The organism is Limnohabitans sp. Bal53, assembly GCF_003063355.1.
GTDB lineage: Bacteria > Pseudomonadota > Gammaproteobacteria > Burkholderiales > Burkholderiaceae_C > Limnohabitans_A.
On record NZ_NESH01000002.1, the window covers coordinates 425,115 to 447,149 of the forward strand.

Genomic DNA, 22,035 nt, shown 5'->3' on the forward strand with positions numbered 1-22,035 from the left:
AAGGGGACGCGCATGAAATGGCTCGGACGTTTGAGTTTGTTGGCTGTTCTCGCCATTGTGTTCGCTGGTGGCGTGTTGGCTGTGCAGATGCTGCGCAGCTTGCCCCGACTCGACGGCGCGCTGCTACTGCCCGGTCTGGTCAAATCCGTGTCAATCGGTCGAGATGCGTCGGATGTGACCCACATCCAAGCCGCCTCAGCTTTGGACGCCTGGCGCGCCTTAGGCTTTGTGCATGCGCAAGAGCGCGGCTGGCAACTGGAGTTCAACCGCCGGATCATGCACGGTGAGTTGTCCGAGATTCTGGGGCCTGCTACTTTGGACACCGACAAGCTGATGCGCACTCTGGGCATCATCCCCATGGCGCGTGAGCAGCTCAAAAACCTCTCGCCCTTGGCCCAAGCTTCTTTGCAGGCTTACAGCGATGGCATTCAAGCCGCTTGGCGCACGGGCGCGGTGCGGCCATCGCCCGAGTTTCATATTTTGGGCACCCATGCAGGCGGTAAAGCAGGACAGGCATGGTCACCCGAAGACAGCGTCGGTTGGGCGTTGATGATGGCGCTGGATCTCGGGGGCAATTGGGGTCAGGAGTTTGCGCGCCTGACCTCATCCAAGGTTCTGAACAACACGCAATTGTGGCAATTGATGCCGCCGTACCCCGGCGAGCAAGCCCCCACGTTGGTGGATTTACCGGCGCTTTATGCCCAACTGGGAGTCTATGCTGTCGCCAAGACCAGCGCAGAAGCTGCCCCTGAGCAGCCGAGCAAATTGTCCACCCAACGCAGCCAGCTGGCCCAATGGTCCGCCGAATGGGTGCGCGACATGGGCACCCTGGATGGCAAAGGCAGCAACAACTGGGTGGTGCCCGGCAGCCACACCGAGAGCGGCCACCCTTTGCTGGCCAATGACCCGCATTTGGCGCTCAGCGCCCCGGCCATTTGGTACTTTGCCCGCTTGCAGGCACCTGCGACGGTGTGGCAAGGTCAGTCCTTGCCAGCCCTGGACGTGATGGGCGCCACTTTGCCCGGTTTGCCTTTTGTGGTGCTGGGTCGTACTCGGGGTGTGGCTTGGGGCTTCACCAACACCGGACCCGATGTGCAAGACCTGTATTTGGAGCAACTCGATGCATCTCGTCCTGGCCAATACAGAACGCCCGAGGGTTGGGCCGCTTTCGAAACTCGGATCGAAACGATACGCATCAAAGGGCAGGGCGATGTCAGCCTGACAGTTCGCAACAGCCGGCATGGCCCTGTCATCAGTGATGTGCAGCCTCAGTACAGCGGCTTGATCAACACGGACGCCTACGCGGTCAGCTTGCGCTGGTCGGCCCTCACGCCCGACAACCCCACCATCGATGCCGGCATGCAGGCCAACTGGTCACAAACTGTGCCGCAGTTGGTGCAAGCCTTTGCGGATCACCATTCGCCCATGCAAAGTGTGGTGATGGCCGATACACAAGGGGAGGTCGCATTCAAGGCCGTGGGCAAAGTGCCTGTTCGTGGGCCGGACAACGACATTCGTGGCGTGGCCCCTGCACCGGGTTGGTTGGCCAAATACGATTGGCAGGGCTGGATTTCCTACGCCGAGAACCCGGGCCTGAATTCCGAGCAAATCCAGGCCAAAGGCTGGCATGCCACAGCCAACCAAAACATATTGCCTGCGGACTATCCGCATTTTGTTGGCGCAGACTGGACAACTCCGGAGCGTTTCGACCGCATCGAACAACTGATGGCGGCTACACCCAAGCACAGCCTCGAAAGCATGCAAACCGTGCAAAACGATGTGCTGTCTTTGGGGGGCGCAGCTTTGTTGCCCCATGCCCTGAAAGCACAGCCTACGTACGCAATGGGTCAGAAGGCGATGAAGTTACTGGCTGATTTTGACGCGCAGATGCATACCCAAAGCGCAGCGGCTTTGATTTTGAATGTCTGGGCTGACGAGGTGACCCGAGCAGTGTTGGCGCCACGATTGGGGGCAGAGCGTTTTCAGGGGCTTTACGGGAAGCGGCATTTCAGAGCGGCTTTACAGGGCATTTTGGCGCGCGACGACAAATTCTGGTGTGGCGATGCCGGTTGCTCTGCGGTTTCCAACGCAGCCATGGACCGCAGCTTGGATCGAATCGCATCGAAACTGGGCCGTGATCCGACTGCTTGGCGCTGGGGTGCGTGGCATCAGGCCATCAGCAGCCACAAGCCTTTTGGAAAAGTTCCGGGTTTGAACGCATTGTTCGATGTGCGCGTTGAAAGTGCGGGCGATTTATTCACTGTGAACGTGGGTCAATATTGGGCCAATGACAAAACTGAACCCTTTGCCAACCGCCACGCGGCTTCGCTCAGAGCCGTTTATGACTTGAGCCCGGCTGGCGACTCGCGTTTCATTTTCCAAACCGGCCAGAGTGGGCATGTGTTTTCACCTCGCAGTCGCGACATGTCTCAGGCCTGGGCAAAAGGTCACTACCGTGCTTTGCACTGGCCCGTTACGCCGTATCAGCAAGAACTTCATTTGTTGCCGTGAATAAGCAAAGGACCTCTAGCGATGCTTGGGGTCCTTTTTATCTCAATGCTGCGATAACCCCGCGTTGTAGACATTTCCATGGGTTTCACGGCGCAATGGGTTTTGTCGCGCTTGACATCTTTATCTTTTTGATGGCTCTCTGCTTCTGTGACTTTACATAATACACATCGTATGTAACTTACAAGATGCGAAACCTGCGTGTTTTGGCCATCAGACCGACTCTCCAATTGATCAAGGTTTCTGGCGTGATGACAACCTGGCCAAAGCTTGTTCAATCAGCTCTTTGGCATTTTTGCGTTGACCCCGAATGGCGAAGTCAAGCGCTGTCAAACCCAACTGGTTTTTCAGGGTCAAGTCGGCTCCGGCTTGAATGAGGTGCTTGACAGATTCGGGGCTACCGTACATGGCGGCCATCATCAAAGGTGTGGTGCCGTTGGGTGATTCGGCGTCTATATAGGCACTGTGTTCGAGCAAGTGCGCGATGACCGGAACATGACCGCCTGAGGCCGCGTAATGCAAAGGTGCCCAGCCGGTTTTGTTCACGTCGGCATCGTTGTTTACCAACTTCTGAACCAAGGGCAAGTAACCCTTGAGCGCGGCCAGCATCAACACGCTTTCGTCTTGGCCATTGCGCACTTCGGTTTTGGTGTCGGGGTGCGCCGCCAGCAACTCGGCCACTTTCAAAGAAGGCTCTCGCACTGCCAACATCAAGGCAGGCACGCCTTCGGGGTTGACGGTGTTGGGGTCAAAACCACGTTGGAGCAAGCCCTGAACAACGCGCACATTGTCGAATTGGACAGCTTTGAAAAAGTCTTCGTATGATCCCGCTTGAGTCCCAAACGGAATCAGAAAAAAACCAATATAAACAAAGAGTTTTTTAGTTTTAATAAAGTAATTCATGAGGTTAATGGCGTTGATCAGAGGGCGGTTCTGGAGAACAACTGTAGAAAATTATGCGTGGTCAACTCGCCCACAGCCTCGGACGAGCTGCCCCGTAATTCGCCCAGCAACTTGGCCACATAGGGCACAAACGATGGGTTGTTGGTCTTGCCTCTGTAAGGCACAGGCGCCAAATAAGGGCTGTCGGTCTCGATGAGCAAACGGTCATCAGGCACAAATTTAGCCACTTCGCGCAGGTCGGCCGCTGTTTTGAAGGTCAGGATGCCTGAAAACGAGATGTAGAAACCCAGATCCAATGCAGCCCTAGCGACTTGTTGGCTTTCAGTAAAGCAGTGGAAAACGCCCCCCGCGCACCCTGATCCTCCGGTTTCGCCCTCTTCTTTCAAGATAGCGATCGTGTCATCCGAGGCTTGTCGTGTGTGAATCACCAGAGGCAAACCAGTCTGACGGGCTGCGCGGATGTGCGTGCGAAAACGCTCACGCTGCCATTCCATGTCGGCCACGGTACGTCCACCTTTGCGCTCGTCCATTTGGTAGTAATCCAGCCCGGTCTCGCCAATCGCCACCACTTTGGGCCGAGCCGCGCCGTCCAGCAAATCTCGCAAACTGGGTTCAAGCACACCTTCGTTGTCCGGGTGCACACCCACTGTGGCCCACATGTTGTCGTGGGCCATGGCCAGACCATGCACTTCATCAAATTTCTCCAGCGTGGTGCAAATCACCAGGGCCCGCGTCACTTGGGCGGTTTGCATGGCTTGCTGGATATGGTCCAGCTCGCTCATCAGCTCGGGAAAATTCAGGTGGCAATGGGAATCGGTGTACATGTGAATCAGCCCTTAGACATCAGGGTTTGTTGGGCATCAGCGGTCAGCGCTTCGAGCATCAGACCGGCATTAAAAGGGTGTTCGGCCGTGCGGGCAGACTGCATCAGGCGCTTGAACCAGTCGGTCAGCACCGCCACAGAAGCCGTGCTGGGGGGCAATTGGCTTGTGTCAAAAAAGCGTGGTGCAGCGCCAGTTTGGCGCAGCACCAAGTCGTGGCAAAGCTTTTGCAAGGCGTCGATGGCTTGGGCGGGGCTGAGATCAGCCAAGTGACGGGCATCGCCTTGGCGCATGGCTTTGGGCAAATGGGCCCACCATTCGGGCGACAAACCCGATTCGGCCTGTCGCAGCACATCGGTGGGCCGCCCGCCCGCACTGCGCAGCAAGTCATGTGCAACCGCAGCGGGCACGCCCTGACCCGTGAGCCACGGCAGCGCCTCTTCGGCTTCGGGCCACTTCATGGTGTGGGCCAAGCAGCGGCTGCGGATGGTGGGCAGCAGCATGTGGCTGGCCTCGGTGGCCAGCACAAAACGCACATCGCCGGGCGGCTCTTCCAGGGTTTTGAGCAAGGCGTTGGCCGTGATGGTGTTCATGCGTTCGGCGGGAAACACCAAAACGGCCTTGCCACGACCGCGTGCGTCGGTTCGTTGAGAAAATTCCACCGCTTCACGCATCGCGTCAACACGGATCTCTTTGCTGGGTTTTCGGGTTTTCTTGTCAATCTCGTCCTGGGCCTTTTCGGACAAAGGCCAGCCCAGCTCGATCATCACCGTCTCAGGCATCAACACTTCCAGGTCGGCATGGGTGTGCACGGCTATGGCGTGACAGCTGGGGCAGTCGCCACAAGCGCCCTGAGCGGTGGGTTTTTCGCACAGCCAGGCCGAAGCCAGGGCCAAAGCCAACTCGTACTGGCCCAAGCCCGAGGGTCCTTGCAACAGCCAGGCGTGACCGCGCTGGGCCAGCAAATCGGTGGTCTGCCGGGCGATCCAGGGGGCGTTCAAGATGGCGCTCATCTGTCGGCCCCTTTCAGCCAATCGCTCACGATGCGGGACACATCAGCCCCCACGGCTTCGATGCTCTGAGCCGCGTCGATTCGGGCAAAACGGCTGGGCATTTCGGCTTGGCGGCGTGCATAACCGGCCCGTACAGCGGCAAAAAAATCAGCCGGTTGGGATTCAAACTTGTCTGGCACCCGGGCCGAAGCCAGACGTTCGGCTGCAATCAAGGGATCCAGGTCGAACCAAACGGTCAGATCGGGTTGGCGCAATGAACCGTCAGGCAGACCTTGCACCATGCCTTCGAGTTGGGCCAACACCTGCCAATCAAAGCCCCGGCCACCGCCTTGGTAGGCAAAGGTGGCGTCCGTGAACCTGTCGCACAGGACCACATCGCCTCGGGCCAGCGCGGGTTCAATCACCTGCGCCAAATGCTCACGGCGGGCCGCGAACATCAACAACGCCTCGGTCAGTGGGTCCATCGGCTCGTGCAGAACCAGCTCGCGCAGCTTTTCAGACAGTGGCGTGCCGCCTGGCTCGCGGGTCAGCACCACCCCCCTGCCCGCTTGGCGAAACAGTTCGGCCACGCGGGCGATGTGCGTGGACTTGCCCGCACCGTCGATGCCTTCAAAACTGATGAACAAACCGCGTGTCATGGTGTGAGTGAAAGACAAAACCCGATTGTCGCAGGTGTGGCCCCTGTCGATGCTGCTTCCCCGTGGGAGCTGTATTTGGCCATGAATAGCCTTAGCCGAATTCCATCGCGGTCAGAGACCGCTCCTACAAAACATCCTAGACACCACCCTCCCCCGGTGGGAGCGGTCTCTGACCGCGATAGGCGCTTGCACAACCAGCGCCTACTTCTGCCCGCGTTGGTAACGGTTCACGGCCCGGTTGTGCTCGTCCAGCGTGGCGCTGAAATGGCTGCTGCCATCGCCTTTGGCGACAAAGTAAATCGCGGACGTCTTGGCCGGCTGCACTGCGGCCAGCAAGGACGCTTTACCCGGCATGGCAATCGGCGTAGGCGGCAGACCGGCCCGGGTGTAGGTGTTCCACGGGTTGTCGGTCGTCAGGTGCACCCGGCGCAAGTCGCCGTCAAAAGCTTCGCCCAGTCCATAAATCACTGCCGGGTCGGTTTGCAGGCGCATGCCAATGCGCAGCCGGTTGTTGAATACCCCCGAAATCTGCGACCGGTCTTGGGCCTTGCCTGTTTCCTTTTCCACGATGCTGGCCAAAATCAGCGCCTGCTCGGGCGACTGCAAGGCTGAGCCGGGTTGACGAGCTTCCCAGGCTTGCTGCAACTGTTTGTCCATGGCTTTCATGGCCCGCTGCAACACCGCTAGGTCGCTGCTGCCTTTGGCATACGAATACGTGTCTGGGTAAAAACGCCCTTCCGGGGCCACGCCAGGGCGACCCAGTTGGGCCATCAAGGCCTCATCAGACAGGGTGCGGCTGTCGGGTCGCAGGTTTTCGGCTTTGGCCAGAGCCTGGCGCACCTGCCGCCAGTTCCATCCTTCGACCAGCGTCACGGTACGCAGGCTTTCTTCGCCCCGCACCAGCATGCTCAGCAAGCGTTGCGGCGAGGTGCCTGGTGCAATTTCATAGCTGCCCGCACGCATTTGGCGCGACTGGCCCGACAAGCGAAACCAGGCATACAGCAGCGTGGGCGAGGTCTGAGCGCCCGCGTCGGCCACGGCCTGGGCAATGGCTTTGGCCGATGTGCCGGGCTCGATGGACAAATCCAGCGCAGTTTGGCGGGTGTTGATGGGTTGGTTCAGCCACCAGGATGTGGCCCCCAGCAGGCCCAAGGCCACAAGCAACAGGCTGGCCAACCATTTCATCAAGCCTTTGAGCACGGCCATGTCCTTGTTCGGGTGTTGAAAACGTGGGGGGGATGATAATTCACGTCCTTGCCAGACGAACGAGCCGCGACATGAACACCCCCGCAGATTTCAGCCCTCAGCTTCCAACCCTCTTGAACGGCACCAGCGCCCTGCCCCACTTGGGCGTTATCCAGGCGCAAGGCGAGGATGCGGCGAACTTTCTGCACAACCAGTTGAGCAACGATGTGCTGCTGTTGCCCGTGGGCCAATCACGCCTGGCGGCTTTTTGCTCTGCCAAGGGCCGGATGCAGGCCAGCTTCATCTTGGTCAAAACCGCGCCCGACACCATCTTGCTGGTCTTGAGTCAAGACTTGCTGGCCCAGACCCTCAAACGCCTGTCCATGTTTGTGCTGCGAGCCAAAGTCAAAATGAGCGATGCGTCCGGCCAGTGGCAGCTGCGCGGCTTGCTGGGCGACGGTGCCCGGGCTGTTGTGGGCGCATCCGCCCCTTGGCAGACCCAGGGCCTGGACGGAGCACACGCGGTAGCGCTTTATCCCGCCGTGCTGGGCGAATCCAAAATCCCGCGCGCTTTGTGGGTCGCTCCTGTGGGCCACGCGCTGCCTGCAGGCGCCGATGTACCCAACGACGTCTGGCAATGGGCCGAAGTGATGAGCGGCGTGACGCTGGTCAGCCAGCCCGTGTTCGAGGCTTTTGTGCCGCAAATGCTCAACTATGAATCGGTAGGTGGCGTGAATTTCAAAAAAGGCTGCTACCCCGGGCAGGAAGTCGTGGCCCGGAGCCAGTTTCGCGGCACGCTCAAGCGCCGCACGGCGAGGGTGCACAGCCCCGTCGCCTTGATGGCAGGGCAAGACGTGTTCACGCCCACCGACTCCGAGCAGCCCTGCGCCACCGTGGTGCAGTGTGCCGCGCGACCGGACGGTCAGGGGTTTGATGCGTTGGTCAGCGGCACGACCGAGAGCATGGCATCGGGCTGGGGTGTGGGCGGCTCAGAGGGCGAAGCCTTGGACATTTTGGCACTGCCGTACGCCCTGCTGGCCGACATTTGAGCTGCTTGCAAAGCACGGCTATTCGCGGTCAGAGACCGCTCCCACAAAACACAGAAGCCTCTCAATGAATGTAGGAGCGGTCTCCGACCGCGAAGGTATGCGGCTGCCACTTATCGTGGTCAGAGACCACTCCCACAAAAGCCAATTGCCTCCAATGTAGGAGCGGTCTCCGACCGCGAAGGTATGCGGCTGCCACTTATCGTAGTCAGAGACCACTCCCACAAAAGCCAATTGCCCCCAATGTAGGAGCGGTCTCCGACCGCGATCAGATCGTCTGCGACGTGCTCAAAGCTTGCGCACCATCTCAATGTGCGAAATCCCCGCATCTTCAAAAATCGCGCCATGCGGGGTAAAGCCTGAACGTTTGTAAAAACCTTCTGCACTGCATTGGGCATGCAAAATCACCTCCTTGTCGCCCCGGTGCTTGGCCGCGTCCATCAGGGCGTGCAGCACGCGGCGGCCCAAATCGCTGCCGCGCATTTGCTTTTTGACGGCCATGCGACCGATTCGGGCCACGCCCGGCGCGTGCTGAATCAAACGGCCTGTGGCCAGACAAAAGCCCATGCGGTTCAGAGCCACGGCGTGCAAGGCCGTGTCATCCTCGTGGTCCAACTCCAACTCGACAGGCACTTTTTGTTCATCCACAAACACCTCGTGGCGCAGCGGGCTGGCGTGTTTCTGAAAATCGTGCCACGAGCCCACATGCACCTGCACCATGTCTTCGCCGCGCTCAAAGCCTTCTAGCATGTCGCGCAGCGGGGCCGGGATGGGCTGGCTCTTTTTGGCAACCGGGTCGGCGTACACATAGACCAGCTCGCTGGTAATCAGCAGTTCATCGCCCCGAAAAATAGCGCCAGCAAAGGTCATGGACGAATTGCCTATGCGGTCACAGCGCATACACACATCGAGAAAATCGTCCATTTCGGCACTGGCGTGGTACTCGACACAGGCCTTTTTGACGAACAGATCTCCGCCCAGCTGGTGCATGGTCTCGGCGTACGGCATGGCCAACTGACGCCAGTAATCGGTCACGGCCGTGTCGAAGTACATCAGGTAGTGACCGTTGAAAACGATCTTTTGCATGTCCACCTCCACCCAACGTACGCGCATGCGATGAGAAAAACGGAAGTCTTGGCGTTTCATAGGGTTCCTTTAAATGGGTTCATTTTGTAGAAGCGGTCTCTGACCTCGAAGCTGCCGTATTCAAGCGCCTATCGCGGTCAGAGACCGCTCCCACAGGGCATGCGTTCCGCCAGCGACAATGGCAGCGCATTGGTGTAGGAGCGGTCTCTGACCGCGAAGCTGCCGAATTCAAGCGCCCATCGCGGTCAGAGACCGCTCCCACGGGGCATGCGCTCCGCCAGCGGCAGTGGCAGAGCATTGGTGTAGGAGCGGTCTCTGACCGCGAAGCTGCCGAATTCAAGCGCCCATCGCGGTCAGAGACCGCTCCCACAGGGCATGGGTCATGCAAGCGACTGTGTCAGCACGTCTCATTGGGGCGCAAGGTCAAAGGCTTGCCCCAGCGCCCGACCGGCGTCAGCATGGGCTGTCAAAGCATCGGGGATGGCGCGGCCCATGGTGATGAATCCGTGGACCACGCCTTTGTAAACCTCCAGATCGACCGCCACACCCGACATGCGCAGCTGGTCGGCGTACTGCACGCCCTCGTCCACCAGGGGATCGCATTCGGCCAAACCTATCCAGGCGGGGGCCAGACCCGCGTGATCGGGCGCGTTCATCGGTGCAAAGCGCCAATCGTCGCGGTCGGCTTGGTCGATGTAGTTGTCAAAAAACCAGTCCACCGTGGCCTTGTCGAGCATGAAGCCTTCTGCAAAGGTGTGGTGCGAAGCGGTGTTTTGCCGAGAGATGCAGCCGGGGTAGAACAGCAGCTGCAGGCACAGGGGCAGGCCCACATCGCGGGCCATCAGGGCGCAAACGGCGGCCAAAGTGCCACCCGCACTGTCGCCGCCCACGGCCAGCCGGGTGGTGTCCAAACCCAGCGACTGGCCGTTCTGGTGAAGCCAGTTCAAGGCGTCCCAACTGTCGTGCACTGCCGTTGGAAAGCGGTGCTCGGGCGCCAGCCGATAGTCCAGAGACACCACGGCGCAGTGAGCTTGGCGTGAGAGTTGGCGGCACAGCACGTCGTGGGTGGTCAGGCTCCCCACTGAAAAACCGCCGCCGTGGATGTACAACAACACAGGCAAAGTGGCATTGCTGCGCGGCGCATACAACCGAGCGGGCATGTGATGGCCATCGCGGGCAGGCACAGTGATGTCTTCCACCCGGTCCACCTGTGGCGCGGGCTGCAAGTCCAGCATGGGTCCACCGATGTCGTAAAACTCGCGCGCCTGCGTGGGTGTCATGGTGGCCATGGGGGGGCGACCTGCACGGTGAACCCGCTCAAGCAGGCTGCGTGTGGCGGCATTCAACAACGATCGGGGATTGGTGTGGTGGCTGCTCATGGGTGTGTGCGTTGTAGATGCCAGCAGTGCGGTGCGGCAGGGGCAAACTCAAACAAGGTCCGAACAAGGGTGACAGCTCTGGCGTGTCACCAGCGGCTACGTGCATCAAAATGGGCTTTGATCGTACAACGCCCTGCCCCGCTGTTCTGTCACATCCGAACCGGGGCGCCAGATTGGAGCCTTCGCATGTCCTTTATCAACTACGTCACCCAAATCCAGATCGACTTTGGCGCCGTCAAGCTGCTACAAGCCGAGTGCGAGCGCGTGGGCATCCATAAACCCCTCATCGTGACCGACGCGGGCGTCAAAGCTGCAGGGGTGTTGCAAAAAGCCTTAGACGCCCTGCCCGGCTTGCCTGTCACCGTGTTCGACCAAACCCCCTCCAACCCAACCGAAGCGGCCGTGCGCGCTGCAGCTGCCATGTACAAAGCGCATGGCTGCGACGGTCTGATTGCGGTGGGTGGTGGCTCGGCCATCGACTGCGCCAAGGGTGTGGCGATTGCCGTTAGCCACGAAGGCCCGCTCAAAACCTACGCCACCATCGAAGGCGGCTCGCTCAAGATCACCGACCGCGTCGCCCCCATCATCGCTGTGCCCACCACCAGTGGCACCGGCAGCGAGGTGGCGCGGGGCGCGATTTTGATCCTGGACGACGGCCGCAAAGTCGGTTTTCACAGCTGGTTCATCGTGCCCAAAGCGGCCATTTGCGACCCCGAACTGACCTTCGGCCTGCCGCCCATCCTGACGGCGGCGACCGGCATGGACGCCGTGGCGCACTGCATGGAAACCTTCATGGCCGCACCCTTCAACCCACCTGCCGACGGCATTGCGCTCGACGGCCTGGCCCGCGGCTGGGCCCACATCGAGCGCGCCACGGTCAACGGCCAAGACCGCGAAGCGCGCCTCAACATGATGAGTGCCAGCATGCAAGGGGCCATGGCTTTTCAAAAAGGCCTGGGCTGCGTGCACTCGCTCAGCCACAGCCTGGGCGGCGTGAATCCGCGTCTGCACCACGGCACTTTGAACGCCATGTTTTTGCCAGCGGTGGTGAAGTTCAATGCGGCGGCTGAAAGCGTGCAAAAAGAAAACCGCCTCAACCGTATGGCCCAAGCCATGGGTCTTCAAAGCGGCTCCGATATCCCCGATGCCATCCGCGACATGTGCGCCCGACTGGGCCTGCCCACCGGGCTGGGTGCCATGGGCGTGACAGAAAGCCTGTTTGATGCGGTCATCACGGGGGCGCTGGCCGACCACTGCCACAAAACCAACCCGCGCATTGCCTCGGCGGAAGAGTACCGCGACATGTTGCTGACCAGCCTGTAAGCGCGGCCTCTGTAGGAGCGGTCTGAGACCGCGAATGGGTTTGCTGGGTGATCTTTCGCGGTCATAGACCGCTCCTACAGAAAAAGCCTATCGGCCCCTGTAGGAGAGGTCTCTGACCTCGAAGGGGTGCGGTGGTTGATCTTTCGCGGTCGGAGACCGCTCCTACATAACGTCTATGGGTCTCTGTAGGAGAGGTCTCTGACCTCGAAGGGATGCGGTGATTGATCTTTCTCGGTCGGAGACCGCGCCTACAGAGGCCTAGGGTTTAATCGGGCTTCACGGGGTGGGAAATACTTTGCGTTGCCTTCGTGCCTTCGCTTTTTCAATGGCTTTGGCCTTGGCCAAATGCCCCCGCAAAGCGGCATCCCATGCGGATTTGGCCCAGTGCACGGCTTCATGTGGGGCGTCGAAAATCGAATCTGGCGCAGCCCAATACGACAGCGCCACATCCCTGCCCTTCATGGCGAAAGTGAAAGGCGCCAGGCCCAGCGCTTCAAACTCTGGGCGGTTGGCTTCATCGGTCTTGAGGTACAGCCGGCCGTCCATCGCGATGGCGAACATCAGGCCCTCGTGGTACAGGCCATGCCCGCCAAACATGCGGCGGGCCGACACGGGGGCCCAATCTTCCAGCAACTCCTGCACAAAGGGAATGAAGTCGCTCATGGGCTGGGTCGGTCTCAGGGGGCGTCGTGGCTGGGCATCTTGGCGCCTACGTGGATCTCGCCTCGCGCTTCGGCCAACTCGACTTGGCGCTGGCGCTCGGCCAGTTTGAGCTTTTGCTCGGGCGTGCGTTGGTCGTGGCAGTGGTCGCAGCTCACGCCCAGCACATAGTTCGGTGACAGCTTGTCCTGCTCGCTCAAGGGCCAGCGGCAGGAGCGGCACAGCTCGTGGCTGCCCACGCCCAGGCCGTGGCCCACACTCACGCGCTCGTCAAACACAAAGCACTCGCCTTCCCAGGTGCTTTGCTCCGGGGGAATTTCTTCGAGGTACTTAAGGATGCCGCCTTCTAGGTGATAGACCTCGTCAAAGCCGCGCATCTTCATGAGCGCGGTGGATTTCTCGCAGCGGATGCCACCGGTGCAGAACATGGCCACCTTGGTCTTTTTGGCGGCTTCGCCTTGCAAATGGGGCTGCGCATCCAGCCACGCGGGCAGCTGCACAAAGTTCTTGATGTTTGGGTTGACCGCGCCCTTGAAGGTGCCAATGGCCACCTCGTAGTCGTTGCGTGTGTCGATGACCACCACATCCGGGTCGGCCAGCAAGGCGTTCCAGTCGGCGGGTTTGACGTACTGGCCGACGGTCTTGTTCGGGTCCAACTCGGGCACACGCAAAGTCACGATTTCTTTTTTGAGCTTGACCTTCATGCGGGTGAACGGCGGCTTGGGGCTCCAGGACTCTTTGTGCACCAAGCTGGTCAGGCGCGGATCGGCCCGCAAAAACGCCAGCACGGCACGGATGCCTGTTTCGGGCCCGGCAATCGTGCCGTTGATGCCTTCGTGCGCCAAGAGCAGGGTGCCCTTGACGTCATTGGCCTCGCAACAAGCCTGCAAAGGACCTTGCAGGGCCACGAAATCGGGCAAATCGACAAATTTGTAGAGCGCAGCGGTGAGGAAAATGGGTTCGGTCAACATGCCGTGATTATCCGCTTTGATATCAGGGTTATGCCGCATAAGTGGTCAAAACCACATCGGCAGCCTCTTGGCGCAGCGCAATCAGGGATTGGTAGGCTTGAGAGCCATGCCAGCCCTCGGCATCTCCCAAAGAAGGGAAACGGATCACCACGATGTCAGGGTGCGGGTTAACACCCGAAAACGAGTGAACCTGTTCACCCCGAAACACGAGTTCACCACCAAAAGGCAGCAAGGTGGCCAAGACCTGCGCCCGATATTGCGCCCACTTTTCTGGGTTTTTCACAGTCATTTGACCGACCACATAGGCTTGAGACATGGGTGTTCCTTACAAGGGCTGAACCATGGATAGGACAGGGTTTTGCAACCAGTTGCTGAATTCATCGGCCAATTGCTGGCTGGCACGGGTGGCCGCGTTCCACACCTTCACCCGCCCCGCCAAATCGCGGTCGTAGGTCATGAAGTCCTTGCGGTCGGGCAATTTGCCGTTGGGCAGGGTTTTGACCCATTCGGGGTTGGGGGCCAGCACGATGGTGCTGTCCAAGAACGCCGTCGCGCCGTGCCGCCACTTGAGCGCTTTGTCGAGCCAGCCTGGCACCACGTTTTGCTGGAAGTGCGGGTACAGCACGATGGCGCGTTCGGGGCCTTTGCCTGCAACCTCATCCGGCGCGGTCCAATTCAGGTGCAGGTGGTAGTCGGTGATGCCGCCGTCCCAATAGGCGCCAGCGGGTGCGCCGGGGATGTCGTGCACGGCTTTGAGGGCAAATGGGATGGAGCAACTGGCTTGCAATGCGGGCATGAAGTTGCCTTCGGTCAGGCCCACGGCGCGGGTGCGAAAGTCTTGTGCATCAAACGGCAAACGCGCGCCCTGCCCTGAAAACACCACCCGCTCCAACCAGCAGCCCAAGGCCCGGCGTTGCACAGCGTTGCTCAAAAATGCCCCCGCATAGCCCAGAGGGGTGCCTAAAGGGTGCTCGCGGTGCAGGATGTGCCGCCCGCGTGAGGTGACGATGTGCAGGCGGAAACGGGGGTGGCTCAGCACCTCAGGGATGCGGCCGCCGTAAAACGCTTGCAGGCTTTGTCCAAACGCCTCGCTCACCTGCTCGGCGCTCACGCGCTTTTTGCCCGGCAGCGGTTCGTAATGCTGATGGATGTATTGATGTTCCAGCAGCTCAAACGCGGCCACCGAATCATTCAGGCAAGCGGTGGCCATTCGCCAAGCGCCAATCGACGCGCCCACCTGGTCCACGGGCTGGGTGCTTTGGGTCAGCCAGTCGCCGAAGATGAAGCGGTCGAGTGGGCCGAGGATCAGACCTTTGGGGCCACCGGCTGCGCCCGGAATGACGCCAATGTGCTCGGGCTGCAGGCCGTGTTCGCGGATGTGGGCCAAGGCCTTGGGGCCGGCGTGGATATGAAGGGCTTGCATGTCGTTATTGTGCCGTTGCAGTGCACGCGCTTGGATTGCTTGGGTGGTTTTTGTCACAACCCTTTGTAGGAGCGGTCTCTGACTGCGATCTTGACCATCGTCTGATCGGATGTCGCGGATTGACACAGGTATTCGCGGTCGGAGACCGCTCCCACAGGTGAGCCATGTGGTGGCTGTAGGAGCGGTCTCTGACCGCGATCGCGTACAGCCTCTGACTCGATGTCGCGGATAGGCACAGGTATTCGCGGTCGGAAACCGCTCCTACAGGGGAGCCATGTGGTGGTTGTAGGAGCGGTCTCTGACCGCGATCGCGTACAGCCTCTGACTCGATGTCGCGGATCGGCATGGGTATTCGCGGTCGGAGACCGCTCCCACAAGATGAAGGGTATTCGCGGACGCAGACCGCTCCCACACAAGATGAAGTCCTTCGCGGTCGGAGACCGCTCCTACAGGGGCGCTTATTTTTTCAGGCCTTGCAATTTGGCAAAGGCACTGGCCATGGCCGAGCCCGAACCTGCTTCGGGGGGGGATGTGTAACCACCACCGCCGCCACGCTGTCGGTTGTCACGCCCTGCCCCTTCAAATTTGTTGTCGCGGGGGCCATCGCGTCTGGCGGGTGCAGCGTCCAGCTTCATGGTCAGGCTGATGCGTTTGCGGGCCACGTCGACTTCGAGCACTTTCACCTTGACGATGTCGCCGGTTTTGACGACTTCACGGGCGTCGCTCACAAATTTGTTGGCCAACTGGCTCACATGCACCAGGCCGTCTTGGTGCACGCCCAAATCCACAAACGCGCCAAACTGGGCCACGTTGCTCACGGTGCCTTCCAAGGTCATGCCCTCTTTCAGGTCTTTGATGTCTTCCACGCCATCGGTCAGGCGGGCCACTTTGAAGTCGGGGCGCGGGTCGCGGCCAGGTTTTTCCAGCTCACCCAGGATGTCTTTGATGGTGATCGCACCGAACTTGTCGTTGGCAAACAGCTCAGGCTTGAGGGTTTTCAAAACGTCCGAGCGGCCCATGATCTCGTGGATCGGCTTGGCGGTTTTGACGATGATTTGCTCAACCACCGGATAGGTTTCGGGGTGCACGCCGGTCATGTCGAGTGGGTTGTCGCCGCCGCGAATGCGCAAAAAGCCCGCGCTTTGCTCGAAGGTCTTGGCGCCCAGGCCGGTCACTTTCAGCAAGTCTTGGCGGGTTTTGAAAACGCCATTGGCATCGCGCCAGCGCACCACGGCCTTGGCGACGCTGCCCGACAGGCCCGACACGCGGGTGAGGAGCGGCACGCTGGCCGTGTTCAGGTCCACGCCCACCGAGTTCACGCAGTCTTCGACCACCGCGTCCAGCGTTTTGGCCAGCTCGCTTTGGTTCACATCGTGCTGGTACTGGCCCACACCAATCGCTTTGGGGTCGATCTTGACCAGCTCGGCCAAGGGGTCTTGCAGGCGGCGGGCAATGCTGGCCGCACCGCGCAGGCTCACGTCCACATCGGGCATTTCTTGGCTGGCAAATTCGCTGGCCGAGTACACCGAGGCCCCCGCTTCGCTGACCACGGCTTTCTGGATTTCGATGCCCTCCCCAATCCCACCCTGCAGGCGTGCCAGTTGTTTGATCAGGTCACCGGCCAGTTTGTCGGTTTCGCGGCTGGCGGTGCCGTTGCCAATGGCGATCAGGTTGACGTTGTGCTTTTCGCAGAGCTTGGCCAGGGTAAAGAGTGATCCTTCCCAGTCCTTGCGGGGCTCGTGGGGGTAGACGGTTGAGGTGTCGACCAGTTTGCCGGTGGCGTCGACCACGGCGACTTTCACGCCGGTGCGGATGCCCGGGTCCAGCCCCATGACCACGCGAGGGCCTGCGGGCGCGGCCAGCAGCAGGTCGCGCAGGTTGTCGCTGAACACCTTGATGGCGACTTTTTCGGCTTCTTCGCGCAGCCGGGCAAACAGGTCGCGCTCGGTGGACAAGCTCAGTTTGACGCGCCAGGTCCAGGCCACGCATTTGCGGATCAGGTCGTCCGAGGGGCGGGCCGCGTGGCTCCAGCCCAGGTGCATGGCGATCTTGCCTTCCGCAATGCTGGGTTTGCCGGGCTCGGGCTCCACGGGCAGCACCAGTTTGGCGTCGAGCATTTCCAGCGCCCTGCCCCTGAAAACCGCCAACGCACGGTGCGAAGGCACACGGCCAATTGGCTCGTCATAGTCAAAGTAGTCGCGGAACTTGGCCACGTCGGCGTTGTTCTCGTCCTTGCCGTCGGCCAGTTTGCTTTTGAACAGGCCTTCGTTCCAGAGCCATTCGCGCAGGGCTTGAACCAAGGATGCGTCTTCGGCCCAGCGCTCACTGAGCAAATCGCGCACGCCGTCGAGCACGGCGGCGGTGGTGGTGAAGTCGGCCCCTTCAATCGCGCCTGCGGGCAACACAAAGGCGGCACCTTCGGCATGCGGGTCGAGGCGCGGGTCGGCAAACAGCTTGTCGGCCAGCGGCTCCAGGCCGGCTTCGCGGGCAATCATGCCCTTGGTGCGGCGCTTGGGCTTGAAGGGCAGATACAGGTCTTCGAGTTCTTGTTTGGTCGGCGCGGCATCGATGGCGGCCAGCAGTTCGGGCGTCATCTTGCCCTGCTCGGTGATGCTTTTGATCACCGCAGCGCGGCGGTCTTCGAGTTCGCGCAAGTAGCCCAAACGGGACTCGAGCTCGCGCAGCTGGATGTCGTCCAGCCCCCCGGTCACTTCTTTGCGGTAACGGGCGATGAACGGGACGGTGGCGCCTCCGTCCAGCAATTCCACGGCAGTTTTGACCTGGTCAGGGCGGATTCGGATTTCTGCGGCCAGTTGGGCCAGGATTTTTTGCATGTCTGAGTCGGCGCTGTTGGAGCGCCTCAAGGGTCAAAGGGCGTGAGTGTGCCACAGCAGTTTGGCTGCTTCGGCCCATTTAGATGCGCTGATGGACTGACGTGCATGCCGCATACCCAACAGCTGACAGAGGGGGCTGTGATCCGCAAAACACAGTGCAACCACACACTTAAACCATAAAAAATATGAATTAGAAATGCGCAATTTCAAATTTATTGAAAAATTGCAAAAAAACTACATATGTCACTATTTAACTAACAAATTTGACACTCAACTATCAAATACGTAAACTATCAATCATTGACGGTATTAATGATTACGGGAGTGGTAAATGATGATCTCTGGCAAAAGCATGATTCGCAGTGCAATTCGTGGTCTGGCTCTTTTGGCCTCGGCCGGTGCACTCCTGGTGTTGACGGGTTGCGCTTCGGTGCAGGGCCCCACTTTGCCCGTTTCTGAACTGGAATCCTTCATCCCCGTCCCCAGTCATGCGCGTTTAATGAACGACGTCAAAGTGCGTTGGGAGGTTCGCGAGAACGTGGCCGAGGTTTGTGGTCGTGCCGCCAAAATCAGCGCTGCTCAAGCGTGGATGACACCACCTTTGGCGTGCGCAATGTGGAACGTGGCCAGCAAGGAGTGCGTGATCATCACGGGGAAAAAAGTTTCCCACGTTGAGCTCGGTCATGAGTTGCGCCACTGCTTTGAGGGCAACTTTCACCGCTGATATTGTGAGATCTGTTCTGTTCGCGGACCGGTCCTACAGCGCCAACAGTTGTCAAAAAATGCCGAGTTCTATCCGCTATAGGTAGTACCTCTATGCCATTTTTAATTAATAAGTGTTATTTTATAGGGTGTTATTTACGAAGCCCTCGATCACTTTATGCATGCGAAGCTCACTGAGTCTTTTTCGAGACGATACTTCTGGCTACGACTCTTAACGCTGACAGTTTCGGTCTTGGGATTGAGCGCTTGCCAAGGTACTTCCCACCACAAAGTACCGAGTTGGGAATTCGTTTCGTTCAATGTGAAGCCTGCGCAGTACCGGATCATGAACCAAACGCGTATCAACTGGGAAGTGCGAGACGACGTGGCGCACTTTTGCGCGCATGCCAAAAGCATGGGGCGAGAACAGTCGTATTTGACACCACCCATGGCCTGCGCCATTTGGGACATTCTGAATGCTGAATGCACCATCGTCACGGGCCCGGTGACCAGCCATGTCGCCCTAGGCCATGAAGTACGGCACTGCTTTGAAGGCCACTTTCACCGTTGATCGGCAGCGGCCTTCGCATTTTGCTGACTCAGCCGGCACGAAGCGCCCGTCGCAATCCCTCGCCCACATCGGGCCGCGCAGCAAAAGGGTCGGGTGGGTTGATGGCCTGAACAATCGCTTCCATGCGACTTTGCACATTGCCCAGCGCCTGCGGGTGGCTGTAGATGTAAAACTGACCGCTGGCCACGGCATCAAACACCTTTTGTGCGACATCGGCCGCTGACACTTTGCCGCTGCTGACAGCTTTGTCACTTTGCGCTTGGCCAATCAATTGGCTGGCGGTTGGTTTTTCGGGCGGCAGATCCGTGGGACGGTTGCGGTGGCTCTGGCTGATGCCTGTGGGCACAAAGTAAGGGCACAGCACACTGGCGCTGACTTGGTCAGACACCAGCTGTAGGTCTTGGTAGAGGGTTTCGGTCAGCGACACCACGGCGTGTTTGCTGACGTTGTAGATGCCCATGTTGGGGGGCGTGAGCAAACCAGCCATGCTGGCGGTGTTGACGATGTGGCCTTGGTAAGCCGGATCGGCTTTGGCGGCTTCGAGCATCATGGGGGTGAACAGGCGCACGCCGTGCACCACGCCCCACAGGTTCACGCCCAGCACCCACTCCCAGTCGGCCACGGAGTTTTCCCAAACCAGGCCCCCTGCCCCGACGCCCGCGTTGTTGAACACGAAGTGCGGTGCGCCAAATCGGCCTTTCACGTCGGCAGCCAGCTGCTCCATGGCTGCAGCGTTCGACACGTCCACTTTGCGCGCCAATACCTGTACGCCATGGGCCGTCATTTCGGCTTCGGCTTTGTCCAGTGCGTCTTGCTGCACATCCACCAGCACGAGGTTCATGCCCAGCTTGGCGCCAATGCGTGCGCACTCCAGCCCGAAGCCCGAACCTGCGCCGGTCAGGACGGCTGTTTTGCCTTGGAAGTTCTCGATCATGGGGAAACCTTTTTGAGTGTGAACCCGACACGCGGGAAATGGACATGGACGCTGCCCGCACGGTCATCGGTGCGGCGCAAGCTGTAGTGGTTGTGCGTGGCAGCGACCAGTTCGCCCTCGGTGGGCTCGAGGCCAAAGTTGTCGGCTGCGATCTGCACTGCGCTGCCCAGCCCGATGCCGTGCTCGTCCATAAAAGCCTCGCCTTGCAGGTCAGCAGGGTTTGCACTTTTGGCGATTTGCAAGGCTTCTTCGGCGCTGCATTTGCCGGGCGTGCCGTGCCCGATGGCCTGCATGCGCGCCATCCAGGCTTTGACTTCGGGCGTGTCATCAAAAATACCGGCCAATGCGGGCGTGCGTTCCTGGGTGAACCACAGCGGGTGGTAGACCGAGAAATCGGCCACACAAGGCTGGTTGCCGAACAAAAAGTCTTGCCTGTGCAGCATGTTGGCGATGCGCCGCAGATAAGTTTTGTAAGTGCCCGTGGCGTCAGCAGACGCCATTCGGGCCGCGCCACCACGCATGGCGGTGCGGTCGGCCACAAAGGCCTGCACACCTTCGGCGGGCGCTCCCGCAAAGACCTGCGCCACGCCAGCGGGCTGGAAGTTGTAGGCCATGGCGGCCGTGAACAAAGCACTGTCAGCCCACTGCGCCACGATGCGCGCAGCGCCCAGGTCAGCCTCGGGGTAAAGCGTAGGTGTGGGTGCCAATTGCTCCAGCACATCGCAAATGAGCGCGGTGTCGCAGTAAATGTCCGCACCGATCTGCAGCACTGGCGTTTTGCGGTAGCCGCCCGTGAGCGCCGTCAGGTCGGGCTTGGGCATGATCATCGGGATGAACACGCTCTTCCAGGCCAGTTGTTTGTGGCCAAGGATCAACCTGACCTTTTCAGCAAACGGCGAGGTCGGGTAGTGGTGCAGGATCAGATCGGACATGCGGGGTGGCCTCAGATCAGCTTGACCAGCTGCTTGCCGAAGTTCTTGCCTTTGAGCAAGCCCAGGAACGCCTCGGGCGCAGCGGCCAAGCCTTGGGCCACGGATTCGCGGGGGCGCAGTTTGCCGGTGCCGACCAAGGTGCCGAGTTCTTGCAGGGCTTCGGGCCAGACTTCCATGTGCTCGCTGACGATGAAGCCTTCGATCTTCATGCGGTTGACCAAAATCAGGGCTGGGTTGGCCATGGGCAGCGGCGCGCCGTCGTAGCCGGCGATCATGCCGCACACCGCGATGCGTGCGAAGGCGTTGGTGCGCAACATCACCGCGTCGAGCACCATGCCGCCCACGTTTTCAAAGTGGCCGTCGATGCCGTTGGGGCAGGCTTCGCGCAGGGCCTTGGACAGGCTCAGGTAGTCCTTGTGCTGTTTGTAGTCGATGCAAGCGTCAAAGCCGAGTTCGTTGACCACGTAATCGCACTTGTCTTTGCCACCCGCGATGCCGACCACTCGGCAGCCACGCGCTTTGGCCAATGCGCCATAGGCGCTGCCCACCGCGCCGCTGGCCGCGCTCACCGTGACGGTCTCGCCCGCTTTGGGGGCAATGATCTTGACCAAGCCATACCAAGCGGTCACGCCGGGCATGCCCACAGCGCCCAGGTAATGCGACAAAGGCACGTGCGTGGTGTCGACCTTGCGCAGGGCGCCGATCACGGTCGCGTCCACCACGCTGTACTCTTGCCAGCCGCCCATGCCGACCACTTGGTCACCGGCTTTGAATTTGGGGTGCAGGCTTTCGACCACCTCGCCCACGGTGCCACCGATCATGACCTCGCCCAAGGGCTGGGGCACGGCGTAGCTTTTGCTCTCGTTCATGCGGCCGCGCATGTAGGGGTCCAGGCTCATGAAGTGGTGCTTGACCAGCACTTGTCCCTCTTGCAAGGCTGGAATGGGCGCTTCGACCAGTTTGAAGTTGGCGATTGTGGCCTCGCCTTGAGGGCGGTTGTCCAAAACGATGCGGTGGTTGATGGTCATGGTGTTTTCCTGTGGGGTAAAAAAGTGGGTGGTTGATCGCGGTCAGAGACCGCTCCTACGGGGTTTTCTGTGGTGTTG

The 22,035-nt window shown here is 60.0% G+C and carries 20 protein-coding genes; 5 read left to right on the forward strand and 15 right to left on the reverse strand.

Translation table 11 applies throughout. The features are described 5' to 3' along the window. The first annotated feature begins 12 nt into the window (after positions 1 to 12). Positions 13 to 2,511, forward strand: a complete 2,499-nt coding sequence (locus tag B9Z50_RS06965) for a penicillin acylase family protein (RefSeq protein WP_108362932.1) — start codon at positions 13 to 15, stop codon at positions 2,509 to 2,511. Between the two features lie 231 nt (positions 2,512 to 2,742). On the opposite strand, the gene B9Z50_RS06970 is transcribed toward B9Z50_RS06965, so the two are convergent. From B9Z50_RS06970 to mltG, 5 genes are all read right to left on the reverse strand, one after another. Then, entirely contained in the window at positions 2,743 to 3,411 is a 669-nt protein-coding gene (locus B9Z50_RS06970) for an ankyrin repeat domain-containing protein (RefSeq protein ID WP_108362933.1), read from the reverse strand. Between the two features lie 17 nt (positions 3,412 to 3,428). Further along, on the reverse strand, positions 3,429 to 4,235 hold the full coding sequence (locus B9Z50_RS06975) for a TatD family hydrolase (RefSeq protein ID WP_108362934.1): 807 nt from the start codon (positions 4,233 to 4,235) through the stop codon (positions 3,429 to 3,431). A gap of 5 nt (positions 4,236 to 4,240) precedes the next feature. Beyond that, positions 4,241 to 5,245, reverse strand: coding sequence for a DNA polymerase III subunit delta' (locus B9Z50_RS06980; RefSeq protein ID WP_108362935.1), 1,005 nt, complete (start codon positions 5,243 to 5,245; stop codon positions 4,241 to 4,243). Beyond that, positions 5,242 to 5,883, reverse strand: coding sequence for a dTMP kinase (gene tmk, locus B9Z50_RS06985; protein ID WP_108362936.1), 642 nt, complete (start codon positions 5,881 to 5,883; stop codon positions 5,242 to 5,244). Before tmk ends, B9Z50_RS06980 begins: the two co-directional genes overlap by 4 nt. A 201-nt stretch (positions 5,884 to 6,084) precedes the next feature. Then, positions 6,085 to 7,089 carry an endolytic transglycosylase MltG gene (gene mltG, locus B9Z50_RS06990; protein ID WP_199221684.1) on the reverse strand — a complete coding sequence of 335 codons (1,005 nt, stop codon included), beginning with the start codon at positions 7,087 to 7,089 and terminating at the stop codon, positions 6,085 to 6,087. A 71-nt stretch (positions 7,090 to 7,160) separates the two neighbouring features. Between mltG and B9Z50_RS06995 the strand changes: the two genes are divergently transcribed. Next, entirely contained in the window at positions 7,161 to 8,117 is a 957-nt protein-coding gene (locus B9Z50_RS06995) for a folate-binding protein YgfZ (RefSeq protein WP_108362937.1), read from the forward strand. Between the two features lie 285 nt (positions 8,118 to 8,402). Here the strand turns inward: B9Z50_RS06995 and B9Z50_RS07000 are convergent, their stop codons facing one another. Both B9Z50_RS07000 and B9Z50_RS07005 read right to left on the reverse strand, forming a co-directional pair. After that, positions 8,403 to 9,260 (reverse strand): YbgC/FadM family acyl-CoA thioesterase, encoded by an 858-nt coding sequence (locus B9Z50_RS07000; RefSeq protein ID WP_108362938.1) that lies wholly within the window; start codon positions 9,258 to 9,260, stop codon positions 8,403 to 8,405. A gap of 347 nt (positions 9,261 to 9,607) precedes the next feature. Continuing rightward, positions 9,608 to 10,579: an alpha/beta hydrolase gene (locus B9Z50_RS07005; RefSeq protein ID WP_108362939.1), complete on the reverse strand. Its 972-nt coding sequence runs from the start codon at positions 10,577 to 10,579 to the stop codon at positions 9,608 to 9,610. 186 nt (positions 10,580 to 10,765) lie between these two features. On the opposite strand from B9Z50_RS07005, the gene B9Z50_RS07010 reads away from it, so the two are divergent. After that, positions 10,766 to 11,902: an iron-containing alcohol dehydrogenase gene (locus tag B9Z50_RS07010; RefSeq protein WP_108362940.1), complete on the forward strand. Its 1,137-nt coding sequence runs from the start codon at positions 10,766 to 10,768 to the stop codon at positions 11,900 to 11,902. Positions 11,903 to 12,178: 276 nt separating this feature from the next. On the opposite strand, the gene B9Z50_RS07015 is transcribed toward B9Z50_RS07010, so the two are convergent. The 5 genes from B9Z50_RS07015 to B9Z50_RS07035 all read right to left on the reverse strand — a co-directional run bounded on the left by B9Z50_RS07015 (position 12,179) and on the right by B9Z50_RS07035 (position 17,790). Further along, positions 12,179 to 12,565, reverse strand: coding sequence for a TfoX/Sxy family protein (locus tag B9Z50_RS07015; protein ID WP_108362941.1), 387 nt, complete (start codon positions 12,563 to 12,565; stop codon positions 12,179 to 12,181). Positions 12,566 to 12,579: 14 nt separating this feature from the next. Further along, on the reverse strand, positions 12,580 to 13,533 hold the full coding sequence (locus B9Z50_RS07020) for a rhodanese-related sulfurtransferase (RefSeq protein ID WP_233249797.1): 954 nt from the start codon (positions 13,531 to 13,533) through the stop codon (positions 12,580 to 12,582). Positions 13,534 to 13,561: 28 nt separating this feature from the next. Continuing rightward, entirely contained in the window at positions 13,562 to 13,849 is a 288-nt protein-coding gene (locus tag B9Z50_RS07025; RefSeq protein ID WP_108362943.1) for a DUF1330 domain-containing protein, read from the reverse strand. 9 nt (positions 13,850 to 13,858) lie between these two features. Beyond that, positions 13,859 to 14,956, reverse strand: a complete 1,098-nt coding sequence (locus tag B9Z50_RS07030; protein ID WP_108362944.1) for a phospholipase — start codon at positions 14,954 to 14,956, stop codon at positions 13,859 to 13,861. 458 nt (positions 14,957 to 15,414) lie between these two features. Beyond that, on the reverse strand, positions 15,415 to 17,790 hold the full coding sequence (locus B9Z50_RS07035; protein ID WP_108362945.1) for a Tex family protein: 2,376 nt from the start codon (positions 17,788 to 17,790) through the stop codon (positions 15,415 to 15,417). 352 nt (positions 17,791 to 18,142) lie between these two features. Here B9Z50_RS07035 and B9Z50_RS07040 point away from each other — a divergent pair, with 352 nt between their 5' ends. Continuing rightward, on the forward strand, positions 18,143 to 18,514 hold the full coding sequence (locus tag B9Z50_RS07040) for a hypothetical protein (RefSeq protein WP_108363647.1): 372 nt from the start codon (positions 18,143 to 18,145) through the stop codon (positions 18,512 to 18,514). A 324-nt stretch (positions 18,515 to 18,838) separates the two neighbouring features. Continuing rightward, entirely contained in the window at positions 18,839 to 19,063 is a 225-nt protein-coding gene (locus B9Z50_RS07045) for a hypothetical protein (protein WP_233249798.1), read from the forward strand. A 28-nt stretch (positions 19,064 to 19,091) separates the two neighbouring features. Here B9Z50_RS07045 and B9Z50_RS07050 read toward each other — a convergent pair whose 3' ends face one another. The 3 genes from B9Z50_RS07050 to B9Z50_RS07060 are packed head-to-tail and all read right to left on the reverse strand — an operon-like array spanning position 19,092 to position 21,957. Further along, complete coding sequence (locus B9Z50_RS07050) at positions 19,092 to 19,997, reverse strand: SDR family oxidoreductase (protein ID WP_108362947.1); 906 nt, start codon at positions 19,995 to 19,997, stop codon at positions 19,092 to 19,094. Next, entirely contained in the window at positions 19,994 to 20,929 is a 936-nt protein-coding gene (locus tag B9Z50_RS07055; protein ID WP_108362948.1) for a glutathione S-transferase family protein, read from the reverse strand. The genes B9Z50_RS07050 and B9Z50_RS07055 overlap by 4 nt, the downstream gene beginning before the upstream one ends. Before the next feature lie 11 nt (positions 20,930 to 20,940). Beyond that, complete coding sequence (locus B9Z50_RS07060) at positions 20,941 to 21,957, reverse strand: NADP-dependent oxidoreductase (RefSeq protein ID WP_108362949.1); 1,017 nt, start codon at positions 21,955 to 21,957, stop codon at positions 20,941 to 20,943. Between the last annotated feature and the right edge of the window lie 78 nt (positions 21,958 to 22,035).